Raw genomic sequence first — 21577 nt, 5'->3', positions numbered from 1 at the left:
ATCTCCCTGCCCGCGCGTCAGGACGTCACGCGTTCCCAGCCATGCTTGACGGCCGCCTTGAAGTCGTCCCATGCCGACTGGGGATACATGTGTTCCCAGTTGCTGCGCAGTTCAAGCTCGACCTGTTCCCAGCGCTGCCCCCGGTAGCTGTCGCTGCCCGCCATCGAATGGCCATAGCGGTAGGCGGGATCGTAGTCGTCGAAGCGCGCGCCGCTGGCGACATAGGTGGCGCTCCAGTGGTTGCGGTAATACTGCTCGTCGTCATAGCTGGTGCCGGGCAGGTTGTCGGCGCCGGGATAGCGGCGCACATTGGCGCCCGCGCCGGACGGTGGCGGCGATGCCATGCCGCCCGCAAATTGCTGCGATGCCGGCGTGTCGTTCAGGTTGCCGGCGGACGCGCCTTGCTGCGATGCCGCGCCCGACTGCATGCTGGCGCCCTGGCGCATCGCGCTGTCGCCGTGCGGCGCGCCTTGCCAGCCGCCGGCGCGCCAATGCTCGGCGTGCGCATCGATGTCGAGCGGCGCGTAGCGTTCGACGATGTCGGTGGCGCGCTGGATATCGGCGTCGCTGGCGTTTTCCAGGGTCAGCACGACATGCCCGCGCCGCACGGCTTCCGCATAGATGTGGCGGTCGGCGTGGCTGCCGAACAGGTCCGTGAAGAAATGCTTGATGCCGCCGAACAGGCTGTCGCCGTCCTGACTGGCTTCCTCGGCGGGAATGCCGTCGCTGCCCGCATCGTGCAGGCGGATATTGACGTCGGGAAAGCCTGCCGTGATCAGGTCTTGCCGCGCGTGCCCGGCCATGTCGCGCTGCGCGAACACGGCTGCCAATGTGTGTGCCATGATGGTCTCCAATCGGTGAACAACGTCCTTCCAGTGTAGGCCGTGAAAAACGAAAGGGGCGCTCGTTTGCCTCTTGGAAATCATTGTCCTTGTCGAGTACGCGTGGCGTGACATGGATGCCGCGGCGCCACGTGAAACCTCAGTCCGGCGTGCCGACGAAGGCGCGCAAGAAGTCGATGAAGGCGCGCACCTTTTCCGCAATATGCTGGGTGTTCGGATACACGGCATACACGCCCTGCTCCGGGAAGGCGACATCGGGCAGCAGGCGGCGCAGGCGTCCCGCGCGCACCTCCGCCGCCACCTGCCACTGCGGCAGCAGGGCCACGCCGCAGCCGCCCAGGGCAAAACCCAGCAGGGCCGAGGCGGAGTCGGAATGGATGGCGGCGTCGTCCTGCGCGGCAAAGGCGGCGGGGCCGTCCGGCGTCTGCACGTCCCAGCGCAGGGGCGCAGCGAGCCGGCTGTGCGCCAGCCAGCGCGCGCGCCGCAGGTCGGGCAGGGAGGCGATGTCGCGTCCCGGCAGGCTGGCCAGGTAGGCGGGCGAGGCGACGGGCCAGATCGCGTACGGCTCGATCAGCGCGGCGCGGTAGCTCGAATCGTTGAGGGAACCCATGCGGATGGCCAGGTCGTAGCCGCCCGAGATCAGGTCTTCATGCGACGAGGACGACGAATGCTGGATCTGCAGCTGCGGGTGGGCGGCGGCGAAGGCGATCAGCGCGGGGATCACCGTGCGGCTGCCGTATTCGACCGTGGTGGTCAGGCGCAGGGTGCCGCGCAAGCCCTGGTGCCCTTGGCGCGCCGTCTCGATGGCGCCCTGCGCTTCGCTCAGGACGCGCTGGCAATCCTCGTAAAAACGCCGTCCCACGTCGGTCAGCGCCAGGCTGCGCGTGCTGCGCGTGAGCAGCGACACGCCCAGTTCCGCCTCCAGCTGCTTCAAGTTAAAACTGACGACGGCCTTGCTCTGGCCCAGCACGGCGGCGGCGGCCGTCAGCGAACCGGCATCGACGATGGCGATGAAAATACCCAGGCGGTCGAGACTGATCATAAATAAAAATGCGTAAACATGCGGGTTTCCGAGGTTTGTCAAAATTTGTTTGACAGTGTAATCGGGGCTGGCCCGTTACGCAAATGGCGATGCAAGCTTAAGCTGGCCGTTTGCCATTCGGAGCACCATGGACTATCGCAAAAAGGTCGCGGCCATCTATCTGCTGGGATTTTTCGTCGACCTGATCAACATGTTCATCACCAGCGTCGCCTATCCCGACATCGGCCATGCGTTTGGCGCCTCGGTGGCGCAGCTGGCCTGGATCAGCACCGGCTACATCCTCGGCCTGACCATCGTCATCCCGGCCAGCGCCTGGCTGGCTGCCTATTATGGCAGCAAAACCGTGTTCATGGCATCGTTGCTAACTTTTTTATGCGCCAGCATCGGTGCCGGCCTGGCGCCCTCGATCGAGACCCTGATCGCCTGGCGCTGCGTGCAGGGCCTGGGCGGCGGTTTGCTCATCCCGCTGGGGCAAAGCATGACCTACCAGCTGTATGCGCCCGCCGAGCGCCCGGGCCTGTCGTCCGTCATCATGCTGGTGGGCTTGCTGGCGCCCGCCCTGTCGCCCGCGCTGGGCGGCGTGATCGTCGACAGCCTGTCGTGGCGGGCGATTTTTTACCTGAACGTGCCGTTTGCCGCGCTGGCGCTGCTGCTGGCCGCCTGCTGGCTGCGTCCCGATCCGCCGCGCGCGCAAGTGCCCCGGCTCGACACGGGCGGCCTTGTGGCGGGCAGCACAGCCATCCTTTTGCTGTTGCTGGGCTTGACCATGCTGGGCACGCCGGGCGAGTTGGCCGCCGGCGCCGCCGTGCTGGTGCTGGGCGCCGCCTGCGCCTGGGGCTACGTGCGCGGCGCCTTGCGCAAATCCACGCCGCTGCTCAACCTGCGCCTGGCCGCCGAACCGCTGCTGCGCATCGCCATGCTCATGTATCTGCTGGTGCCCGGCGTTTTCATGGGCGTGAGCCTGCTGGCCATGCTGTACCTGCAGGGCGTGCTGGGCATGTCGGCGTCGACGGCGGGCGCGCTGATGCTGCCGTGGGCACTGGCCTCGTTCGCGGCCATTTCGCTCACCGGAAAAAGCTACCGCCGCGTGGGGCCGCAACCGCTGTTCATCGCTGGCGCCCTGCTGCAGGCGGCGGGCATGCTGATGCTGCTGCGGGTGGACTCCGCGGGCCAATTATTCTGGCTGGGCGGCGCATATGCCGTGATGGGTTTTGGCGGCGGCTTGTGCAGCAGCACGGCGCAAAGCACGGCCTTTCTGCGCACGCCGGATGGGCAACTGAGCCAGGCCAGCGCCGTATGGAATATCAACCGCCAGCTGGGCTTTTGCCTGGGTGTCGCGCTGCTCAGCGTGCTGCTCAATGGCTTGCTGGCGGCGCAGGGCATCGCCAGCCTGGACGACCCCGCCCTGCATGCGCGCGCGGCGCAGGTGTTTCACTGGTGTTTCGCGCTGGCCGCCAGCGCGTGCGTGCTGCCGCTGGCACTGTGCGCGCGCATCGACAACCGCGCCGTTCTCGACCTTTTACATCACCATGGAGCAGCAAGAAAATGAATGCATCGAACCCCTGTTTTGACGACGTGTTGTCCACGCATGTGCTGATCCGCGAGTGGCTCTCTGGCGAGGCCAAGGCGCCGCACCATTGCGCCGCATTGCTCGCGCGTTTCTCGCCCGGCTTCACGATGGTGTCACCTGGCGGCAAGCAGCTCGATCTTGCCGGCTTGACGGCGTTCTTCCAGGGCGCCGGCGGCAGCCGGCCCGGCCTCGCCATGCGCATCACCGACCTGACATTGATCCAGGAAAGCGCGGCCGGCGCCACCGTGTCCTACCGTGAATTCCAGTCGCTGCCGGGCGCGGAAAACACGGAGCGCCTGTCGACCGTCGTGTATGAGAAAACGCCGGATGGCAGCCTGCTGTGGCGCCATCTGCACGAGACGTGGGCCGCTTGATCTAGCTTAAATCGTGCAAGTCTTTTTGCAGCGCCGGAGCGATGGAAAACTGCGAAAAGACTACCGCCAGGCCAGCGCGTTCCAGCGGTCGAATACTGCACCCGGATGACGCCCTGCGCCGCCACGTGCAGCTGCGCCGTGAAATCGCCATCGACTGGCATGCCGAAGAAGTGGCCGCTGTCGCGGATAAAGCCATACGAAGTCTTGCGCCAGAAATCCGTATTCGCGTCCGTCGTCACGCGCAATTGCGCGCCGTCGGCGGACCAGGTTTCCGGTGGATTGAGCCAGCCGCCTTGCATGAACATCGCATCTCCTCCCGCGCTAAAAATATCACATAGTGTGTCCCCATCCCAGCGCCTTGTACAGGGCGATCGCGTTGATGTAGGACGCCGTTTCCGCCAGCAGCGCTTCGCGCCGGATATCGTACAAGGCGCGCTGGTTTTCCAGCACCGCCTGGTAGCTGCCGGCGCCGCCCGCATAGCGCGTGCTGGCGATGCCGAGGGCCGCATTGCCGTGGCGCGCCGATTCCAGCAGCGAGGCTAATCGCGTCTGGTTTTCCGCCAGTTGCGTGACGGCGTTTTCCACGTCTTCCTGCGCCACCAGCAGCGCTTGCGCATAGCGCGCCAGGGCGCCCTGCGCCTCGGCCTGCGTGCCGCGCAAGCGCGCCCGCACGCTACCGAGGCGCAAGGCCGGATAGCTGACGGAGGGTGCCACCTCGAATGCGCGCGCGCCGCCGTCGAACACGCCGCTGCCGCGCAGCGCAAAGAAGCCCAAAAATCCGCCCAGGCTGAGGCGCGGATACAGGTCGGCCGTGGCCGCGCCCACGTCTTCGCTGGAGGCGGCCAACAGGCGCTCGGCGCGCACCACGTCGGGCCGCTGCTTGATCAGGCGGTTCACGTCGCCCAGCGGCAGCTGGCCCGCCAGCGGCGCTTCCTGGCGCGGCATGGTCGCCAGCGCGATGGCGCCGGGCGCTTGGCCGCTCAGCACGTCGAGCCGGTACTGCGCCTGGCGCAGGCCCGCCTGCAACGGCGGCAAGGCCGCCTCGCTGCGCGCCAGGTTGGCCAGCGCGTTGTGGCGTTCCTCCGGCAAGCCGCCGCCGACGCGGATGCGCGCGTCGATCAATGCCACCGTGTCGCGCCAGCTTTGCACCTGCGCCTGCGTCAGCGCCAGGTTTTGCTGGTAGCCCAGCGCCTCGTAGTAATTGCGCGCTACCTCGGCGGCGATCGTCAGCTGCACCTGCCGCAAGTCCGACTGCGCCGCGTCGGCGCGCGCCTGCGCCGAGCGGGTGATGTGCGCCAGGCGGCCGAACAGGTCGATCTCCCATTGCGCATCGAAGCCCACGCGCGTCTGCGCGCTGGCGGCACGGCTTGATGGCGTGTCTTGCTGGACGCTGCGCTGCCATCCCGCCTGGCCCGTGACGGCGGGCAGTTCATCGAGCCGGCGTTCGTCGAAGACGGCGCGCGCGGCCAGCAGGTTCGCCTGTGCCTGCGCGATATCGAGGTTGTGCGTCAAAGCGCTGGCGATCAGTTGCGACAGGCGCGCATCATCGAAGAACGTCCACCAGGCGGCCGCGCTGACGGCGCTCGCAGCGGGTGCGAACTGCGCCTGCTGCGGGCTGGCCAGGATGATGGCGGGCGTGCCCGGCGTGACGTAGGCGGGGCTGACGGCGCAGCCGGCCAGCAGGGGGAAAAGGCAGACAAGATGGCGGTAATTTTTCATGGGGATTCCTTCAGCGCCTGCGACAGGTCGCGTGCGCGCGGCGTGGCATGGTCGGCCGCGTGGCGGCGGGCCAGAAAGGTGTACACGGTGGGCAGCACGAACAGGGTGAAGAAGGTGCCGATCAACATGCCGGAAACGATCACCACGCCCAGGCCGAAGCGGCTGTTGGCGCCCGCGCCGGACGCGAACAGCAGCGGTACCAGGCCCACCACCATGGCGGCCGTCGTCATCAAAATTGGGCGCAGGCGGATCTGCGCCGCCTTGCGGATGGCCGTGATGCGGTCGAGCCGTTCATGTACCTGCAATTCGTTGGCAAATTCCACCATCAAGATCCCGTGCTTGCTGATCAAGCCGATCAGGGTCACGAGGCCGATCTGCGTGTAGATGTTGACGGTGGCGTAGCCCAGCGCCAGCGGAATCAGCGCGCCGCAGATCGACAGCGGCACCGTGATCAGGATGATCAAAGGGTCCGTCAGGCTTTCATACTGGGCGGCCAGCACCAGGTAGATGACGACGACGGCCGCGAGGAAGGCCAGCAGCAGCGCATTGCCTTCCGTGGCGAACTGGCGCGCATCCGATTGCCAGTCGTAGCTGAAGCCCGGCGGCAGGGTTTTCGCCACGCCGTCGAGGAAGGCGACGGCGTCGCCCAGGGTCACGCCGGGCGCCGGCACGCCCTGGAAGGTGGCCGCATTTTGCTGGTTGAACTGCGTCAGCATGTTCGGCTCGATCTGTTCCATCACCGAGACGACGGCGGACAGGGGCAGCAGGCTGCCGTCGTCGGCGCGCACGTACTGCTGCGTCAGGGCTTGCGCCGTCAAGCGCTGTTCGCGCGGGCTTTGCGCGATGACGTCGTAGGCGCGGCCATCCATGCCGAAGCGGTTCAGGTAATTTTCGCCCACCAGCACGGCCAGCGACTCGCCGATGTCCTGCATGCGGATGCCCAGGCTGTTCGCCTTCGAGCGGTCCACTTTAACCTTCACCACGGGGTTGTTGTAATCGAGGTCGCTGTCGACGACGGCGAACAGGCCGCTGTCGCGCGCGCGCTGCTTGACGTCTTCCATGGTGCGGAACAGCGTGGCGTAATCCTGCGCGCTGCGCAGCACCATCTGCACGGGCAGGCCGCCGCTCGATCCCGGCAGGGGCGCCAGCTGGAAGGCGAAGATGCTGGTGCCTTCCACGTCGCCCACGGCGTGCTGCAATTCGGCCTGGATGACGGCCGCGTTGCGCGAGCGTTCGGCCCAGGGCGTGAGGTTGATGCCGCCGATGCTCGATGCGGGGCCTTCGCCGCCATTGATGATCCAGCGCGATGCCGTTTCGGGGATATGCTTGTAGATGTCGTCGAGCTTGTACGAGAAGCGCTCGACGTAATCGAGGTTGGCGTGCTGCGGCGCCTTGATCGCCGTCAGCACGCTGGCCTGGTCTTCCGCCGGCGCCAGTTCGCGCTGCGGCAGCAGGTACAGGAACGGCAGGCTGACCATCACCAGCGCGGCGAAACCGGCGCTCAGCCAGCGGTGGTGCAGCGAGCGGTCCAGCAGGCGCGCATAGCGCGAAGTCAAGCCTTCGAAGAAATGCTCGGCGGCGCGCGCCATGCGTCCTTCCGCTTGTTTCGGCTGCAGCAGCAATGAGCTCATCACAGGCGACAGGGTCAGCGCCACCACGCCCGACACCACCACGGCGCCGGCCAGGGTCAGCGCGAACTCCTTGAACAGCGCGCCGGTGAGTCCCCCCATCATGCCGATGGGCGCATACACGGCCGCCAGGGTAATCGTCATGGCGATCACGGGACCGGCCACTTCGCGTGCGCCAACCAATGCCGCCGCCACGGGCGACTTGCCTTCCTCGATATGCCGGTGCACGTTTTCCACCACGACGATGGCGTCGTCGACCACCAGGCCCACGGCCAGCACCATCGCCAGCAAGGTCAGTAAATTGATGCTGAAGCCGAAGGCCAGCATCAGCGCGGCCGCGCCCAGCATCGACAGCGGAATCGTCACGACGGGAATCAGCACCGAGCGCAAGGAGCCCATGCACAGATAGATGACGATGACGACGATGAGCAGCGCTTCGAGCAGGGTGTGCGCCACCTCGTCGATGGAGGACTGGATGAAGCGCGCCGTCTCGAACGCCAGCTCGACCTTCACGCCGGGCGGCAGGGTTTTCTGGATCTCGGGCAGCAGTTTTTTGATGCCGTCGACGATCACCAGCGGGTTGCCGCCCGGCGTGGGCGACAGGCCCAGGTACACGGCCGGCACGCCATCCATGATGCCGCTCGTCTCCGTGGCGGCCGCGCCCAGTTCCACCGTGCCCACGTCCTTCAGGCGCACGAGCGCGGCGCCGTCATCGCCGCCCTTGGTGATGACCATGTCGCGGAACTGCTCCACGCTGGTGAGGTCCGTGTTGACGCTGATGTTAGCGACGACGAATTGTCCCTTCACCTTGCCGGGCGCCGCCTGGTAGTTATTGCGCCGCACGGCGTCGGCCACGTCGGCTGCCGTGAGTCCGCGCGCCGCCAGTTTCGTCGGGTCGATCCACAAACGCATGGCCAGTTGCTGGCCGCCATACACGTCGACCTTCGCCACGCCGTCGATGGTGGCGAACATCGGCTGCACGACGCGCGCCAGGTAATCCGTCAGCGCGGGCGCGGACACGCTCTCGCTGGCAAAGCCGACATAGGCGACGGCCGAGGAGTCGCCGGCCGAGCGCTCGATGACGGGGTCGAAGGCGCCTTCGGGCAGCTTGTAGCGCACCTGGTTGACCTTGGCCATCACTTCCGTCAGCGCCTGCGTGGAATCGCGGTTCAGCTCCATGCGCACGGTGACCGTGCTGCTGCCCTGCACCGAGGACGAGGTCAGGTAATCGATGCCTTCCACCGACGATACGGCTTGCGCGATCGGCTGCGTCACGAAACCCTGCATCAGTTCCGCCGAGGCGCCCGGATACGTGGTGCTCACCGTGATGGTGGACGATTCGAGCATCGGGTATTGGCGGATCGGCAGCTGCTTGATGGCGATCACGCCCAGCATCAGGATCAAGGTGCTGATCACCAGCGCCAGCACGGGGCGGCGCACAAATAGATCGGTCAATTTCATGGTGGTGTTTTTCCTTTACGAACCGGCCTTGGGCGCGGCGCGTTTGACTTCATCGAGGGTATTGGCCACGGCTTGCACGGCCATGCCGTCGGCCAGTTTCAGCTGGCCCGAGGCGACCACGCGCTGGCCTTCGCGCAAGCCGTCCAGGATGGCCACCCTGCCCCCGGCCCGCTCGCCCAGTTTGACGCCCACGCGCTTGACGGTGAGCGGCTGCTTGCCTTCCTGCTGCGCGACGAATACCGTGTCGCCGTACGCGTTGTAGGTCACGGCCGTTTCCGGCACCGTCAGCTGCTGGCCCGCTGCGCGCGCGACGCGCACATGCGCGTACATGCCCGGCCTCAGGGCGCTGCGGGGATGGGTCAGCGCCGCCTGCACCTGCACCATGCGCGAGCGGGCGATCAGCGGATCGATGGCGTTGATCTTCGCCGTGAAGATGTCATCGGGATAGGCGTCCACCAGCACTTGCACGGCCTGGCCCGGCGCCAGCTTGGCGCTGCTCTGTTCATCGAGGGCGAAGTTCACCAGCAGCGACTTGGTGTCGATCAAACTGGCCACCGTGTCGGCCGCGTTCAGGTACTGGCCCGCGTGTACCTTGCGGATGCCCAGCTGGCCGGCGAATGGCGCGCGGATGGTCTTTTGCGCGATCAGCGCTTCCGTCTGGCGCACGTCGCCCAAGGCCGCGTCGCGCGCGGCCAGGGCGCTATCGAGCTGCTCCTGCGTGGCCGCCTTTTCCCTGACCATCTGCGCCGTGCGGGCAAGGCTGCTTTCCGCGTTTTTCAGCTGCGCGCGCTGGCGCAGCAGGGCAGCCTGTTCCTGGGCGTCATTGAGTTGCACGAGGACGGCGCCGGCCGCCACGCTCTGGCCCGAATCGAAGCGGATCTGCGTGACGCGCCCGCCCGTTTCGGCCGCCACCAGCACCTGGCGCGCCGCTTCCAGTTCGCCCACGCCGGTGAAGTAGCGCTCCTGCGTGCCCAGCACGACGGGGACCAGCGCCACCTTGGTGGCGGGAGTGGCGGCGGCATCGGCCGCATGCGAGTTGGCGCGCGGGTACAGCGCGGCGCCGGCGACGGCCAGCGTGATGGCCAGCGCGCAGGCGCCGACGAGTTTCGTATGCATGATGAAGTCCTTTACAGCAGTCACAAGGAAGAGAGGCGCAGCGGAGGCTGATCAGGTCCGCTGCGCGTTGAAAAGAAGGAACAGGGCTATGGTCCACAGCAGCAGCACCAGGTGCGTCGTCTGCAAGCCTTCCTGCACGATCCAGTAGCCGAACCACAGGCCGCCCAGGTGCATCAGCAGCAAGAAGGCGGCCATGGCGCACAAGGCCAGGTTCAGCCAGGGCAGCGCCGCCGTCGGCGAGGCGCCAAGGAACAGCGCCACGCCCGTCCAGGCGGCGACGGCGGCCAGCAGTTGCAGCGCCAGCACCACGCCCAGCGACAGCCGGTGCAGGGTCAAGGAGGTGAGTGCGCGGCGCAGCAGCGGCGTCACGATGGTCGGGTCCTGGCGCAGCGGGTCCATGCGCATGGTGTTGCCGACGGCCCAGACGGCGCCGTGGAAGGCGTGCAGGTTGTTGATGGCGGCCAGGCTGAGCCAGAGGGCCAGGCCGGTGGCGAGAATGGCGTGAAACAGCCAGATCGAGTGCTGCAGCTGCATGGGATTCCAGTCCAAAAGAGTGTCTTGCCGGCATGCGGACGTGGAAACTCCTCGACAGCGGGGAGCTACCGGCCTATTATGCAAGCAATTAGTTGGTTAACTGGCCCCATGATAGTTGAGCGAAATGAATTACACAAGTAAACGTTTGGATAATAGCGAGGCGCCGCAAACGACGGAGCGCATCCTGTATTTCATCAAGACCAAGGGACCCGTCTCCACGGCCACCCTGGCCAAGACCCTGGACATGACGGGCGAGGCGGCGCGCCAGCAAGTGCAAAAGCTGGTGGCGGCGGGCCTGATCGAGGGGCGCCAGGAAGCGCAGGCGGGCGCCGGGCGGCCGCGCCAGAACTGGGTCTTGACGGAGGCGGGCAATGCGCGCTTTCCCGACACGCATGCGCAGCTGACGATCAAGCTGATCGGTTCCGTGCGCCAGCTGTTCGGCGAGGCGGGGCTGGATAAATTGATCACGCAGCGCGAAGAGGAAAGCCGCAGCGCCTACGCCTTGGCGTGCTCGGCGCCGGACTTGCCCACGCGCTTGCGGCAGCTGGCGGCCGTGCGCGACGAGGAGGGCTATATGGCGCGCGTGGAAGCGGACGGCGGCGACTGGCTGCTGATCGAGGATCACTGCCCCATCTGCGCTGCCGCGCGCACTTGCCAGGGCTTTTGCCGCTCCGAATTGCAGCTGTTCCAGGAAGTGGTGGGAGCGGGCGCGAGCATCGTGCGCGAGCAGCATGTGCTGGCGAACGCCATGCGCTGCGTTTATCGGATCAGGACGTTGCCCTAGTCTTTCGGAAACAGTGGCCAGGTCATCAGCGCGACCAGCCCCGCCAGCCACCACACGACGGGCCAGTTGCTGGCCGCCAGCAGGTGCGGGATGGCGATCGGCGTGAGGAACAGACCCACGTAGACGGCCGTGTTTGCCATGCCGAGGGCCGTGCCCGCGTTGGCGCCGCCCGCCTCCGTCGCCAGCTCCGTGTAGGCCACGCCATGCCAGGCGGACACGGCGATGCCGGCGGCCACCACGGCGGCCATCAACAGCCAGCCCGGCGCGTCCAGCCAGGCGATGCATCCCAGCAAAATGAACGACGCCAGCGCCACCAGGGCCGAGCCGCGCAAATAGGCGGGCCGGTTGGCGTGGCGGTCCGTGTGGCGTCCGCTCCAGATGCGCATCACCATGGCGCCCGTCTGCAGGGCCACCATCACGGCCGTGATGGCCGCCAGGCCCAGGTGGCCATGATCGTGCAGGAACACGGTGGCGTAGCTGAGCACGGCAAACTGGGGCACGCACAGCAAGCCGATGGCGGCCACCATGCGCCAGACTTTGCGGTTTTTGAGCGGACCTTGCAGCGGCGGAGGCGGCTTGACCCCCATCAGGCCCGTGGGCGCGTTGTGCGGTCCCGTGGCGGCCTCGGCGGAGAAATCGGGCTCATGCATCCAGCGCCACGTAAAAAACGCCGACAGGCCGCATACGAGGGCCAGGGCGCCAAACACGGGCAGGAAGCCATAGCGCGATGCCAGGCTGGGCAGGATGAGGGCGCCCAGGCCGCCACCGAGCGGCACGGCCGTCTGGCGGATGCTCATGGCGAAACCCCGTTCGCCGGCGCCGAACCAGCGCATCACGGCGCGGCCGCTGGCGCCATTCACGCTGCCGCCCAGCACGCCGACCAGCGCCAGGCCCGCCGCCAGCGCCCACAAGGGCGGCACGGCGCCATCCTGCGGCGTGATCCACAGTAGCAAGGTCAACAGCGCCAGCATGGTGCCCAGCAAGCCGGTCAGCAGCACGGGGCGGTCGCCCCAGCGGTCGGTGGCCATGCCCCATGGCAATTCGGTCAGGGCCACGCCCAGGCCCATGGCGCCCAGGGCCACACCCAGTTCGGTATTGCTCAGGTGATAGCCGCTGCGCAGCCAGATGGCCGTGGTAGGCATGCCGTTGGCGGCGGCGGAAAAGCTGGCATTGGCCGCCACGCCGACGGCCAGCACTTTCCAGCGGTGGGCATCGCCCAGCGCGGGCGCGGTGACGGGAACGGAAATGACGGGGCAGCTGGTGGTCATGGCAAGGAGGGGAAAGTGGTTGACCCTGACAGTGTTGCGCAGTACGATCGTTCTGAATATCAGATAATTTACTAGTCACCATCCCATAAAACAGGACAATAGTGTGCGCCATGAGCCTGCTTAATTTCGACATTGCCTTCTTGCGCAGCTATGTGGCTGGCATCGAACTGGGCAGCTTTGCCCGCGCGGCGGACAAGGTGGGCCGTTCCACCTCGGCCATCAGCGCGCAGCTGAAAAAACTCGAGGAGCAGGCCGGCATGCCCCTGTTCCGCAAGGAGGGCCGCGGACTGGCGCTGACGCCATCCGGGGAGGTGCTGCTTGGCTATGCGCGCCGCCTGCTGGAACTCAATGACGAGGCGGCCGTCGCCCTGCGCGGCGCGGAACTCGAAGGCTGTATCCGGCTCGGCTTGCAGGAGGATTTCGGCGAAGCCTTGCTGCCGGACGTGCTGGGGCGCTTTGCCCGCGCGCACCCGAAAGTGCGCATCGAGGCGCACGTGGCGCGCAACACGGAATTGATGGAACGGCTGGCCATGGGCCAGCTGGACCTGGCCCTGTTGTGGGGCGGCGCCTGCATCGCCGACGTGGCCGACTATCCGCCGCAGCAGCGTCAGCACATTGCCGAACCGGCCATGCGCTGGATCGCCTCGTCCAGCCTGGCCTGGCGCCCCGAATCGGGCGAGCCTTTGCCCTTGATTACGTTCGACCGCGACTGCCTGTTCCAGCGCTGCGCCACGCAGGCGCTGGACCGCGCGGGCATCGCCTGGCGCACGGCGTTTACCAGTCCCAGCCTGGCAGGGCTGTGGGCGGCGGCCGCCGCCGGGCTGGGCGTGACGGTGCGCACCAGCCTGGGTTTACCCGCTTCCGTGTGCGCGCTCGATCACGTGGCGGCGGGTTTGCCCGCCCTGCCCCCGTTGTCGCTGGAACTGCTGCGCGCCTCAAGCGTAGCCAGGCCGCCCGTCGAGCGCTTGGCCGGCCTGATCATCGAGTCGCTGCAGCAAGATGCCGCTTAAAACTCCTGCACCGTCGGGCGCAGCACGATTTCATTGATGCTCACGTCGTCCGGCTGGCCGATCGCATATGCGATGGCGCGTGCCCCGGCGTCGGCGGGGATGGCTTGCTTGTAGAACTCCTTCAAGCCGGCCGCGCTTTCCGCATGGCTGCTGCCGCCCGGCAAGAAGGTGGTGCTGCGGATGGTGCCGCTGCTGGCCGCCAGTTCATGGCGCAAGCCTTCCGAAATGGCGCTGACGGCAAACTTGGTGCCGCTGTAGACGGTGCCGCCCGGACTGAAGAATTTTTGTCCCGCCACGGACGAGATGCCATGGGAAAATCGCTGGCGCCGTATTGCTCCACTTGCCGCCAGCCCAATGGTTGCCAGGTGGCGCAGGCGGGCTGGCAAACGGGCTACCGCCATCCGCCCGATTTCAGCGCTGCATTCAGCCGTTATTTTGGCTACGCGCCGAAGACCGTGGGACGCGCGGGCGCGTAAAAAGCCGGTGTAGAATCGGCGGGCAGCAAGCACCCCGATAACCGATCAGGAGACATGATGGCCCGCAAAATCTTCGTCAATCTGCCCGTCCAGTCGCTCGAGCGTTCCGTGGCGTTTTTCACGGCGCTGGGCTTCAGTTTCAATGCGCATTTCACGGATGAAACAGCGACCTGCATGATCGTCGCCGACGACATCTTCGTCATGCTGCTGACGCACGACAAATTCAAGCAATTCACGCCCAAGCAGTTGTGCGATACCAAGGTGGCGACGGAAGTGCTCGTGTGCCTGTCGGCCGAGAGCCGCGGCGAGGTCGACGAGCTGGTGGCGAAAGCCGTCCAGGCGGGCGGCAGCCTCTACAAGGAGCCGATCGATTACGGCTTCATGTATGGCCACAGCTTCCAGGATCCGGATGGACATCAGTGGGAGCTGATGTACATGGAGCCGAATTCAATACCGCAATAGTTGTGGTATTGAATTCCGAAAAGCGCGCTTAGCTGGCCAGCGCCAGCAGGTCGACCACGTCCAGTCCCGCCAAGTCTTGCGTCGTGTTACCCGCGAACGCGGCGCGGCTCGGCTGGCCGTTTTTCAGCCAGGTACGCGTGACGTCCTTGATCTGCGCCAGGGTGCAATTGAGCACGCCGGTGCGGAATTGCTGGCGCACGGCTTCCGTCGTGCCGCGCTGTTGCATGTTCCACGCCGTCAGCGCTTCCGCGTACGGCGAATGGGGCTTGTCGAGGCCCTTGATGACGCAGATGATGGCTTCTTCCACTTGTTCCTGCGAGAAGTCGCCGTCGAGGATCTGGTCCAGCGTCGTGCCGAAGTCGGCGAAGGTGCCGGCCAGGCGCGGATCGCGGTAGGAACTCAAGGTAAACGTGCCGGCGCCGGCTGCGTAGCTGGCGCTGCCGCCATACGCGCCGCCTTTTTCGCGCAGGGCCGTATGCAGCACCTGGTTGGTCATCAGTTCGGCGGCCACGGCCAGGGCGGAGGCGTCCGGATTGTGCACGCCGGGCACGGCCCAGGAAACGAAGCAATGGTTGATCTGGCTCGTCGCATGCAGGGCCGTGTTGGCCAGCGGCAAGACGGCCGGCGCTGGCGTTGCCGCCGAAGCAGTGGCATCCGTGCTGGCTGCCGGCAATTCCAGCAAGCGGGCCAGGGTGATGCCATCCTGTTCCAGGCCCGCGCACAGCACGGTCGGCGGCTGGGCGATGATGTGCGCGTGCAGCGCGTCGAGCTCGCGCGCGATTTCCTGCAAGCCCTCGGACGTCTTGCTCAGCTGCTGCAATCGGCGGTAGAACGGCAAGGCCGCCGGACCGCCGACGATGTCGTCGAAGCGGCGCGTGGGCGACAGCGGCGCCGCCGAAGCGAGCATGGCGTAGCGGTTGCCCGATTCGGCCAGGCTGCTCAATTTGTCCTGCACCAGGCTTTCGATCAGGAAAGCCAGGCGCTCTTCCTCATCGAAGCGGGGCTTGGCGATCCAGGCCGACAGCACGGCGGCGATCGCCGCATGTTCTTCGCGCAAGCCGCTGGCCGAGAACGACAATTCCACGCGCATCGCTTGTTGCGGACGGGGAATGGCTTCCAGGCCGATGTGGAACGACGGCACCATGCTCTGGCGCCAGGCGCTGGCGTCGTCGAACGACATGTCGCCCACGCCCAGTTCCGGCGCCAGGTCCGTGTACAGGCGCAGCCAGGGCCACGACGCTTCCGGCAAGCCTGACACGTCATACAGCACGTTGGCATAGCTGATGCCGTTCGAGGCGATACTGAAGGCCACGGCGCCGTCGACGGCGGCGGGAATCGGCAAGGCCGGGCGCGGCGCGGCGCTGACGTCGCCAGGGCGGATGCGCGGCAAGACTTCCGAATTCGATGGCAATTGCTGATGCGCTTCCAGGGCGGCGGACTCGGCCACGATGTGCTCGCGTTCGGCGTCCGTCAGCTGCGCTTGCAGGGCCGCCAGCTTGGCGTCTTCCTGGGCGGCGCGGTCCGTGAAGTAGGCGCTGTCGGGCACCACGTGCGTCGTCAAACGGGTCGGATTGGCGATCAGTTCGCGCACCAGCTGCTTGAAGAATGCCGGATCTTCGATCTGCTGTTCCAGGGTTTCCAGGATGGCCGCATTGTCGAAGGCGTCCATCACGTTGCCGTCGTACATGGCCAGCGGCAGCGCGTGCAGCAGGCGGCCCAGGCCGTAAGGCATGCGGCCGCTGCTGATTTCGCGCTGGCTGTACTTGATGTCGCGCAAGGCGGCGTGCAGCACGGCGGCGGGTATGCCCTCTTGCGCCGTTTCTTCCAGGGCCGTCCAGATGCGCTGGTGCGCGTCGGCGATCTGTTCTTTGGTTAAACCTTCCATGCCGATGTGGAACACCATCTGGCGGATGCCCGCGTCGCGGCCATTCATGTCCGATGGGCGGCCATAGCCGGCCGATTCCATGGCGCGCATGACGGGCGCCGACGATTCGCCCAGCAAGCCGTGCGACAGCAGATGCGCGTGGTAGTAGGCGATCGGGTCGCTCGACTCGCCCATCAGCCAGGCGAATTGCAGGCCGAATTCATCGTCGCGCGCTTCCTGCGATGGAATTTTCACGACGTTTTCCTGCGGCGCCGTCCACGCGGGCGCCAGCTGCGGCAAACGGCGCGGGCTGAAGCCGCTGAGCTTGGACAGCACGCGTTCGGCCACCTGCTCCTGCACGGCCGACGCTTCGATATTGCCGGCGGTCATGATCACGGCTTGCGAAGGATGGTAGTGGCTGGCATGGAATTCTTTCAGCATCTCATGCGTCAGCTCGGGGATATTCAGCGGATCGCCGCCCGATTCCACTTCATACGTCGTGCCCTTGAGCAAGGCGCTGGCGATGCCGCTGTCGAGCGCGCGCATGGGGCTGTTGAAAGCGCCCTTCATTTCATTGAAGACGATGCCCTGGTACACCAGCTTGTCGCCTTCGAACGCATGGCGCCAGCCTTCCTGGCGGAAATTCAGGTAATCGAGGTTGGGGAAGAAGGCCGCGTCCAGGTACACGTCGAGCAGGTTGAAGAAATCCTTGCGGTCGGTGCTGGCGAACGGGTACACGGTGCGGTCCGGATAGGTCATCGCATTCATGAAGGTGGCCGTCGAGCGGCGCAGCATCGAGAAGAAAGGGTCGCGCACCGGGTAGCGGGACGAGCCGCACAAGGCCAGGTGTTCGAGGATGTGGGCGCGCCCGTCGCTCACTTCCGGCACAGTGGGAAAGGCCACCAGGAACACCATCTCAGCCTGCTCGGTATGCATGTGGATATGGCGCATGCCCGTTGCTGGCTCGACATATTGCTCGATGGTTGCCTGCAAGACTGGAATGAAGTTGCTGCTGACTTTTTCAAATGTGCTCATGCGGTATGGGATCTCTGCGGTAGGTGATTCGGAGTGTCGGTGGGCTTGCATCACATATGGGGCCAAACTGGCGCAATGCCAGGGCGGGTGCCAGTTTGATGCCTGCGTGAAGTTTTTCCCTATTGTACTAGGAGTATTCGCGCGCCGCCGCCGTGGCCTTGCCGGCGGCCGGAAAAGCGACAGCCTTGCAAAATAGATCATATTTCGGTGGCTGGCGTCTCCGAATGCACGCTTAGCGTACCATGCGCCATTTGCACTCCAGACTGAACCGAAGGCCCCTACCTTGTCCCGACTTTCCTTTCGCCAACTGTTATTTGCCGCCTTCATTTTGACGACGGGCATTTTGACGGCCACCTCCGTGCAAGCCCTGCTGACCCTGGAACACCTGGCGCGGCTGGGGCGCGAGACGGCGGCGCAGGCGATTGCCCTGACGGAACAGTCGCAGCGCCTGTCCGAGCGCACCCTGGCCATGGAGCGCAGCGCGCGCCAATTCCTCGTGCTGGACGACCCCGTGTTCCGCGAGCGCTACGCGGCGGCCCGCGACGAAGCGACGGCGGCGCTGCAAGTGCTGAACCGGGCCACGCCCGAGTTCGCTCCCCAGCTGGCCGACGACTGGACGGTGCAGGCGCAAGCGGCGTGGGAGGTCTTGCAAGCAGGCAAGCGCCGCAAGCGCGATGGCCACGCCGTCGTGTACCGCGCGTTTGCCCGCATGACGCAGATCAATGACAGCCTGGCGCGCGAAAGCAAGACGGAAATCGGCAGCCGCAACGACGCCCTGCTGGCGGAGCTGGAACGCCAGCGCCGCCTGCTGGGCGTGCTGGTGGGCGGCGCCGTGCTGCTGGCGGCCCTGCTGGCCACCTGTTTCGGCTTTCTGTTGTCGCGCCCGCTGCGCCGCATCGAGACGGCCATCGGGCGCCTGGGCGACAAGCGCTACGACCAGCCCATCGTCGTCGGCGGCCCGGCCGACACGCGCCGCCTGGGCCAGCAGCTCGACTGGCTGCGCCAGCGCCTGGCGGACCTCGATGCCGACAAGGAACGCTTCCTGCGCCACATCTCGCACGAGCTGAAAACCCCGCTGGCGGCCCTGCGCGAAGGCGTGGCCTTGCTGGAAGACGAGGTGGCGGGCAAGCTCAGCGACGGCCAGCGCGAAATCGCCGGCATCCTGCAGCAAAACACGGCGTCGCTGCAAACCCAGATCGAAGACTTGCTGCGCTACAATACCGCTGCTTTTGACGCCCAGCATCTGGCGCACAGCAAGGTCGATTTGCTGGTCTTGCTGCACGATGTGGTGGCCGGGCAGCGCCTGCAATGGCTGGCGCGCCGCCTGACGGTCGAGGTACAGGGCGAGTCCCTGATCGTGCAGGCCGACCGCGACAAGCTGGCCACGGTCCTGGCGAACCTGCTGTCGAATGCCGTGCGCTTCAGCCCGGAAGGCGGCACCGTGCGCTTTGCCTTGTCCTGTGAAGGCGGCCACGTGCACATCGATTGTATCGACGAAGGCGCCGGCGTGGCGCCCGAGGATGCCGCGCGTATTTTTGAACCGTTTTACCAGGGAGTGCGCCAGGCGGTGGGCGCGCGCAACGGCAATGGCATCGGCCTGTCCATCGTGCGCGAATATATCGCCGCCCACGATGGCAGCGTCACTCTTTTAGCGCGCCCCGCCGGCGCGCATTTTCGGATAGAACTGCCCTTATGATGACGAGAATTCCCCTGGCCGCCATGGCCGCCTGCGCGCTGCTGTTGGGCGCTTGCGCCGCCAAGCCTCCCACCCAGACGCCCGTGCTGGTGCAAACGCCGCCGCGCGTGGTGGTGGTGGCAGATCCCCAGCTGACGGAACTGCTGGCGTATCAAGGCGCCTTGCGCCTGATGACGCCGTCGGAATTGGTGAAGGCGCAGCTGGACCTGGCGAAGGCCGACCACGCGCCGCCCAACACGCTGCGCCGCGCCATGTTGCTGGCGGCCGTGCGCGGTCCCGGCGACCTGGCCCGCGCGCAAGCCGTGCTGGAACCCTTGCTGACGGCCACGGGCAAGGAGGCGCAACTGCTGGCGCCGCTGGCCCAATCGCTGGCCAGCCAGTATGCGGAACTGCGCCGCCAGGAAGACAGCATCGACAAGCTCAACACCCAGCTGCGCGACGCCCAGCGCCGCATCGATTTGCTCAATGAAAAACTCGAGGCGCTGAAAAACATCGAGCGCAGCCTGTCCGTGCGCCCCGCCGCGGGAGCGCCGAAATGAGCGAGCTCGCCCACATCTTGTTGGTCGACGACGACCCCGACCTGCTGCGCCTGCTCACCATCCGCTTGAAGGCGGGCAACTATCGCGTGACGGCCGTGGGCAGCGCGGAAGCGGCGCTGGCGCGCCTGGCCGTGGAATTGCCGGCCCTGGTCATTACCGACGTGCAATTGCCGGGCCGCGACGGCCTGGCCCTGTTCGATGAAATCCGCCGCCAGCATGCGGCCCTGCCCGTCATCTTGCTGACGGCCCACGGCACCATCCCCGACGCCGTCGACGCGACGGCGCGCGGCGCGTTCGCCTACCTGACGAAACCGTTCGACGGCAAGCTGCTGATGGAGAAAGTGGCGTATGCCATCAACTTGTCCACCGTCATGCCGGCGCCGGCGTCCGGCGACGAGAGCTGGCGTGCCGAGCTGATCAGCCGCAGTGCGCAGATGGCCGAGCTGCTGGCCGAAGCCAAGTTGGTGGCGGGATCGGACGCCAGCATCCTGATCCGTGGACCCTCCGGCACGGGCAAGGAATTGCTGGCGCGCGCCCTGCACAACGCCAGCCGCCGCGCCAAGGCGCCGTTCATCGCCGTCAACTGCGGCGCCATTCCCGAGCAATTGCTGGAATCGGAACTGTTCGGCCACGTGAAAGGCGCGTTTACGGGCGCCGTCGGCAACCGCGAAGGCTTGTTCCAGGCGGCCGATGGCGGCACCCTGTTTTTGGACGAGATCGGCGACATGCCCTTGCCGCTGCAGGTGAAACTGCTGAGGGTGCTGCAGGAGCGGGCCGTGCGTCCCGTCGGCGCCGACCAGACGCGTCCGGTGGACGTGCGCCTGCTGTCGGCCACGCACCGCGACCTCGACGTGGCGATGAGCGAGGGACAATTTCGCGAAGACCTGTATTACCGCCTCAATGTCGTGACCCTGACCCTGCCGCCGCTGGCCGAGCGCCGCGAAGACATTTCTCTGCTGGCGAACCATTTCCTGCAGAAACTGGCGGCCAAGTATCAGAAACCGCTGAACGGTTTCGCGCCCGACGCCCTCACGGCCTTGGTCAGCGCGCCATGGCCCGGCAATGTGCGCCAGCTGGTCAATGTCGTCGAGCAAGTGTGCGCGCTGGCCACGGCGCCGCTGGTGCCGTTGAGCCTGGTGCAGCGGGCCTTGCGCGTGCCATCGCTGGAAGCGCTCAGCTATAACGAGGCCAAGCAGCGCTTCGAGCGCGACTACCTGATTCAATTGCTGCGCCTGACGGACGGCAACGTGGCCGACGCGGCCCGCCTGGCCGACCGCAACCGCACGGAGTTCTACCGTTTGCTGCAGAAATACGAGCTGACGCCGGCCCTGTTCCGGGCCGACGGCGACCCTGTCGCTGAATAGCGACAAAAATAAAGTATTACGAATCAATGACTTACTGTAAAACATTGATATTGTTGCCATACCTTGTCGCTGTCAGGCGACAAAAAGCCCGGTTTTCCGGGCCAGATCGGCGGGAAAAGCGCGGAAAAAATCCGGAATGAGTGTAAGTTGTTGATTTTAAATGAAATTTAAAAGCTGGCACGGCGCTTGCTGTAGGGGTAGGTGTGACGCTTCAACGTGTTGCTGTTTATTGCTATAGCCAAGTAAGAAGCTTTTAACTTCATTGAGAGGAACTACCATGCAAACATCGAAACTGTTCAATACCCTGGTCGCCGCTATCGTACTGTCGGGCGCCTCGATCACCGCTTCGCATGCAGCTGACTCCGCACCAAAAGCACAAGCTCCTGCTGACACTGTCGTGGCCGCCAACGCCGCCGCTGCCGTCCCTGATGAAACAATCACTTCCTCGGCCAAGGCCGCCCTGAGCGCCGATGCGCAAGCCGCTGCCCTGCCAGTCAAGGTGGCAACCCAGCAAGGTGTCGTCGTCCTGTCGGGCGACGTGCCGAGCGCCGAAGCGGGTGACCGCGTCGTGCAGATCGTCGCTTCCGTGAGCGGCGTGAAAGAAATCAAGAACGAGCTGAAAGTCAAAGCCGCCGGTTAAACGCCGCGCGGTAACGCCTCGCGCTGTACTTTACTCCGGGTTGCCCTGTCTGCGGACAGGGCATTTTTTTTGTGCCATCGTGTCCACAAGCCAGGCCTGCTTCCAGGCAGCTAGCTCGGCAATAGGGTTAGAATAGCCAGCACTGGCGCCGCT

The 21577-nt window shown here is 65.9% G+C and carries 19 protein-coding genes and 1 pseudogene; 10 read left to right on the top strand and 10 right to left on the bottom strand.

The features are described from left to right. Positions 1-17: 17 nt before the first annotated feature. Both J0O65_RS27215 and J0O65_RS27210 read right to left on the bottom strand, forming a co-directional pair. Entirely contained in the window at positions 18-842 is an 825-nt protein-coding gene (locus tag J0O65_RS27215; protein WP_215410235.1) for a hypothetical protein, read from the bottom strand. A 139-nt stretch (positions 843-981) separates the two neighbouring features. Beyond that, positions 982-1884, bottom strand: coding sequence for a LysR family transcriptional regulator (locus J0O65_RS27210; protein ID WP_215410234.1), 903 nt, complete (start codon positions 1882-1884; stop codon positions 982-984). Between the two features lie 127 nt (positions 1885-2011). On the opposite strand from J0O65_RS27210, the gene J0O65_RS27205 reads away from it, so the two are divergent. Together J0O65_RS27205 and J0O65_RS27200 are read left to right on the top strand one after the other, a co-directional pair. Beyond that, positions 2012-3433 (top strand): MFS transporter, encoded by a 1422-nt coding sequence (locus J0O65_RS27205; protein WP_215410233.1) that lies wholly within the window; start codon positions 2012-2014, stop codon positions 3431-3433. Further along, entirely contained in the window at positions 3430-3828 is a 399-nt protein-coding gene (locus J0O65_RS27200) for a DUF4440 domain-containing protein (RefSeq protein ID WP_215410232.1), read from the top strand. The genes J0O65_RS27205 and J0O65_RS27200 overlap by 4 nt, the downstream gene beginning before the upstream one ends. A 140-nt stretch (positions 3829-3968) precedes the next feature. Here the strand turns inward: J0O65_RS27200 and J0O65_RS28085 are convergent. The 5 genes and pseudogenes from J0O65_RS28085 to J0O65_RS27175 form a co-directional block, all read right to left on the bottom strand. After that, positions 3969-4127 (bottom strand): annotated as a pseudogene (locus tag J0O65_RS28085) (DUF1349 domain-containing protein); the annotation flags it as partial. Between the two features lie 31 nt (positions 4128-4158). Continuing rightward, complete coding sequence (locus J0O65_RS27190; RefSeq protein WP_215410231.1) at positions 4159-5547, bottom strand: efflux transporter outer membrane subunit; 1389 nt, start codon at positions 5545-5547, stop codon at positions 4159-4161. Continuing rightward, a complete protein-coding gene (locus J0O65_RS27185) occupies positions 5544-8636 on the bottom strand; it encodes a MexW/MexI family multidrug efflux RND transporter permease subunit (protein ID WP_215410230.1) in 3093 nt (1030 codons plus the stop codon). The genes J0O65_RS27190 and J0O65_RS27185 overlap by 4 nt, the downstream gene beginning before the upstream one ends. A 15-nt stretch (positions 8637-8651) precedes the next feature. Then, the gene (locus J0O65_RS27180; RefSeq protein ID WP_215410229.1) at positions 8652-9752 is read right to left on the bottom strand and encodes an efflux RND transporter periplasmic adaptor subunit; all 1101 of its coding nucleotides are present in this window, start codon (positions 9750-9752) and stop codon (positions 8652-8654) included. A 51-nt stretch (positions 9753-9803) separates the two neighbouring features. Beyond that, on the bottom strand, positions 9804-10286 hold the full coding sequence (locus tag J0O65_RS27175) for a DUF2165 family protein (RefSeq protein ID WP_215410228.1): 483 nt from the start codon (positions 10284-10286) through the stop codon (positions 9804-9806). Between the two features lie 124 nt (positions 10287-10410). On the opposite strand from J0O65_RS27175, the gene J0O65_RS27170 reads away from it, so the two are divergent. Then, positions 10411-11070 carry a helix-turn-helix transcriptional regulator gene (locus J0O65_RS27170; RefSeq protein ID WP_215410227.1) on the top strand — a complete coding sequence of 220 codons (660 nt, stop codon included), beginning with the start codon at positions 10411-10413 and terminating at the stop codon, positions 11068-11070. Here J0O65_RS27170 and J0O65_RS27165 read toward each other — a convergent pair. Further along, positions 11067-12338: an MFS transporter gene (locus tag J0O65_RS27165; RefSeq protein ID WP_215410226.1), complete on the bottom strand. Its 1272-nt coding sequence runs from the start codon at positions 12336-12338 to the stop codon at positions 11067-11069. The genes J0O65_RS27170 and J0O65_RS27165 overlap by 4 nt on opposite strands. Before the next feature lie 110 nt (positions 12339-12448). On the opposite strand from J0O65_RS27165, the gene J0O65_RS27160 reads away from it, so the two are divergent. Then, entirely contained in the window at positions 12449-13348 is a 900-nt protein-coding gene (locus J0O65_RS27160) for a LysR substrate-binding domain-containing protein (RefSeq protein WP_215410225.1), read from the top strand. Here J0O65_RS27160 and J0O65_RS27155 read toward each other — a convergent pair. Further along, positions 13345-13644 carry an SDR family oxidoreductase gene (locus J0O65_RS27155; protein ID WP_502793602.1) on the bottom strand — a complete coding sequence of 100 codons (300 nt, stop codon included), beginning with the start codon at positions 13642-13644 and terminating at the stop codon, positions 13345-13347. The two genes, J0O65_RS27160 and J0O65_RS27155, sit on opposite strands and share 4 nt — an antisense overlap. A 12-nt stretch (positions 13645-13656) precedes the next feature. On the opposite strand from J0O65_RS27155, the gene J0O65_RS27150 reads away from it, so the two are divergent. Beyond that, positions 13657-13824, top strand: a complete 168-nt coding sequence (locus J0O65_RS27150) for a helix-turn-helix transcriptional regulator (RefSeq protein ID WP_251374031.1) — start codon at positions 13657-13659, stop codon at positions 13822-13824. A 57-nt stretch (positions 13825-13881) separates the two neighbouring features. Beyond that, complete coding sequence (locus J0O65_RS27145; RefSeq protein WP_215410224.1) at positions 13882-14286, top strand: VOC family protein; 405 nt, start codon at positions 13882-13884, stop codon at positions 14284-14286. 28 nt (positions 14287-14314) lie between these two features. On the opposite strand, the gene J0O65_RS27140 is transcribed toward J0O65_RS27145, so the two are convergent. Beyond that, positions 14315-17185: an insulinase family protein gene (locus tag J0O65_RS27140; protein WP_215410223.1), complete on the bottom strand. Its 2871-nt coding sequence runs from the start codon at positions 17183-17185 to the stop codon at positions 14315-14317. A gap of 283 nt (positions 17186-17468) precedes the next feature. On the opposite strand from J0O65_RS27140, the gene J0O65_RS27135 reads away from it, so the two are divergent. The 4 genes from J0O65_RS27135 (at position 17469) to J0O65_RS27120 (ending at position 21424) form a co-directional block, all read left to right on the top strand. Beyond that, a complete protein-coding gene (locus tag J0O65_RS27135) occupies positions 17469-18881 on the top strand; it encodes a HAMP domain-containing sensor histidine kinase (RefSeq protein WP_215410222.1) in 1413 nt (470 codons plus the stop codon). Continuing rightward, entirely contained in the window at positions 18878-19420 is a 543-nt protein-coding gene (locus tag J0O65_RS27130; protein WP_251374025.1) for a hypothetical protein, read from the top strand. Before J0O65_RS27135 ends, J0O65_RS27130 begins: the two co-directional genes overlap by 4 nt. Then, positions 19417-20784: a sigma 54-interacting transcriptional regulator gene (locus tag J0O65_RS27125; protein WP_215410221.1), complete on the top strand. Its 1368-nt coding sequence runs from the start codon at positions 19417-19419 to the stop codon at positions 20782-20784. Before J0O65_RS27130 ends, J0O65_RS27125 begins: the two co-directional genes overlap by 4 nt. Before the next feature lie 277 nt (positions 20785-21061). Then, positions 21062-21424, top strand: a complete 363-nt coding sequence (locus J0O65_RS27120) for a BON domain-containing protein (RefSeq protein WP_034752546.1) — start codon at positions 21062-21064, stop codon at positions 21422-21424. Positions 21425-21577: the final 153 nt, after the last annotated feature.

It is taken from the genome of Janthinobacterium sp. JC611 (genome assembly GCF_018682595.1).
Lineage (GTDB): Bacteria > Pseudomonadota > Gammaproteobacteria > Burkholderiales > Burkholderiaceae_D > Janthinobacterium.
This window is presented reverse-complemented; position numbering and strand designations above follow the sequence as displayed.

Excerpts from the sequence above, each read along its gene's own strand:
- J0O65_RS27160 (WP_215410225.1), top strand. The coding sequence starts at position 12,449 with ATGAGCCTGCTTAATTTCGACATTGCCTTCTTGCGCAGCTATGTGGCT.
- J0O65_RS27150 (WP_251374031.1), top strand. The coding sequence starts at position 13,657 with ATGGGAAAATCGCTGGCGCCGTATTGCTCCACTTGCCGCCAGCCCAAT.
- J0O65_RS27140 (WP_215410223.1), bottom strand. The coding sequence starts at position 17,185 with ATGAGCACATTTGAAAAAGTCAGCAGCAACTTCATTCCAGTCTTGCAG.
- J0O65_RS27210 (WP_215410234.1), bottom strand. The coding sequence starts at position 1,884 with ATGATCAGTCTCGACCGCCTGGGTATTTTCATCGCCATCGTCGATGCC.
- J0O65_RS27125 (WP_215410221.1), top strand. The coding sequence starts at position 19,417 with ATGAGCGAGCTCGCCCACATCTTGTTGGTCGACGACGACCCCGACCTG.
- J0O65_RS27215 (WP_215410235.1), bottom strand. The coding sequence starts at position 842 with ATGGCACACACATTGGCAGCCGTGTTCGCGCAGCGCGACATGGCCGGG.
- J0O65_RS27190 (WP_215410231.1), bottom strand. The coding sequence starts at position 5,547 with ATGAAAAATTACCGCCATCTTGTCTGCCTTTTCCCCCTGCTGGCCGGC.
- J0O65_RS27180 (WP_215410229.1), bottom strand. The coding sequence starts at position 9,752 with ATGCATACGAAACTCGTCGGCGCCTGCGCGCTGGCCATCACGCTGGCC.
- J0O65_RS27120 (WP_034752546.1), top strand. The coding sequence starts at position 21,062 with ATGCAAACATCGAAACTGTTCAATACCCTGGTCGCCGCTATCGTACTG.
- J0O65_RS27145 (WP_215410224.1), top strand. The coding sequence starts at position 13,882 with ATGGCCCGCAAAATCTTCGTCAATCTGCCCGTCCAGTCGCTCGAGCGT.
- J0O65_RS27130 (WP_251374025.1), top strand. The coding sequence starts at position 18,878 with ATGATGACGAGAATTCCCCTGGCCGCCATGGCCGCCTGCGCGCTGCTG.
- J0O65_RS27175 (WP_215410228.1), bottom strand. The coding sequence starts at position 10,286 with ATGCAGCTGCAGCACTCGATCTGGCTGTTTCACGCCATTCTCGCCACC.
- J0O65_RS27165 (WP_215410226.1), bottom strand. The coding sequence starts at position 12,338 with ATGACCACCAGCTGCCCCGTCATTTCCGTTCCCGTCACCGCGCCCGCG.
- J0O65_RS27205 (WP_215410233.1), top strand. The coding sequence starts at position 2,012 with ATGGACTATCGCAAAAAGGTCGCGGCCATCTATCTGCTGGGATTTTTC.
- J0O65_RS27170 (WP_215410227.1), top strand. The coding sequence starts at position 10,411 with ATGAATTACACAAGTAAACGTTTGGATAATAGCGAGGCGCCGCAAACG.
- J0O65_RS27200 (WP_215410232.1), top strand. The coding sequence starts at position 3,430 with ATGAATGCATCGAACCCCTGTTTTGACGACGTGTTGTCCACGCATGTG.
- J0O65_RS27185 (WP_215410230.1), bottom strand. The coding sequence starts at position 8,636 with ATGAAATTGACCGATCTATTTGTGCGCCGCCCCGTGCTGGCGCTGGTG.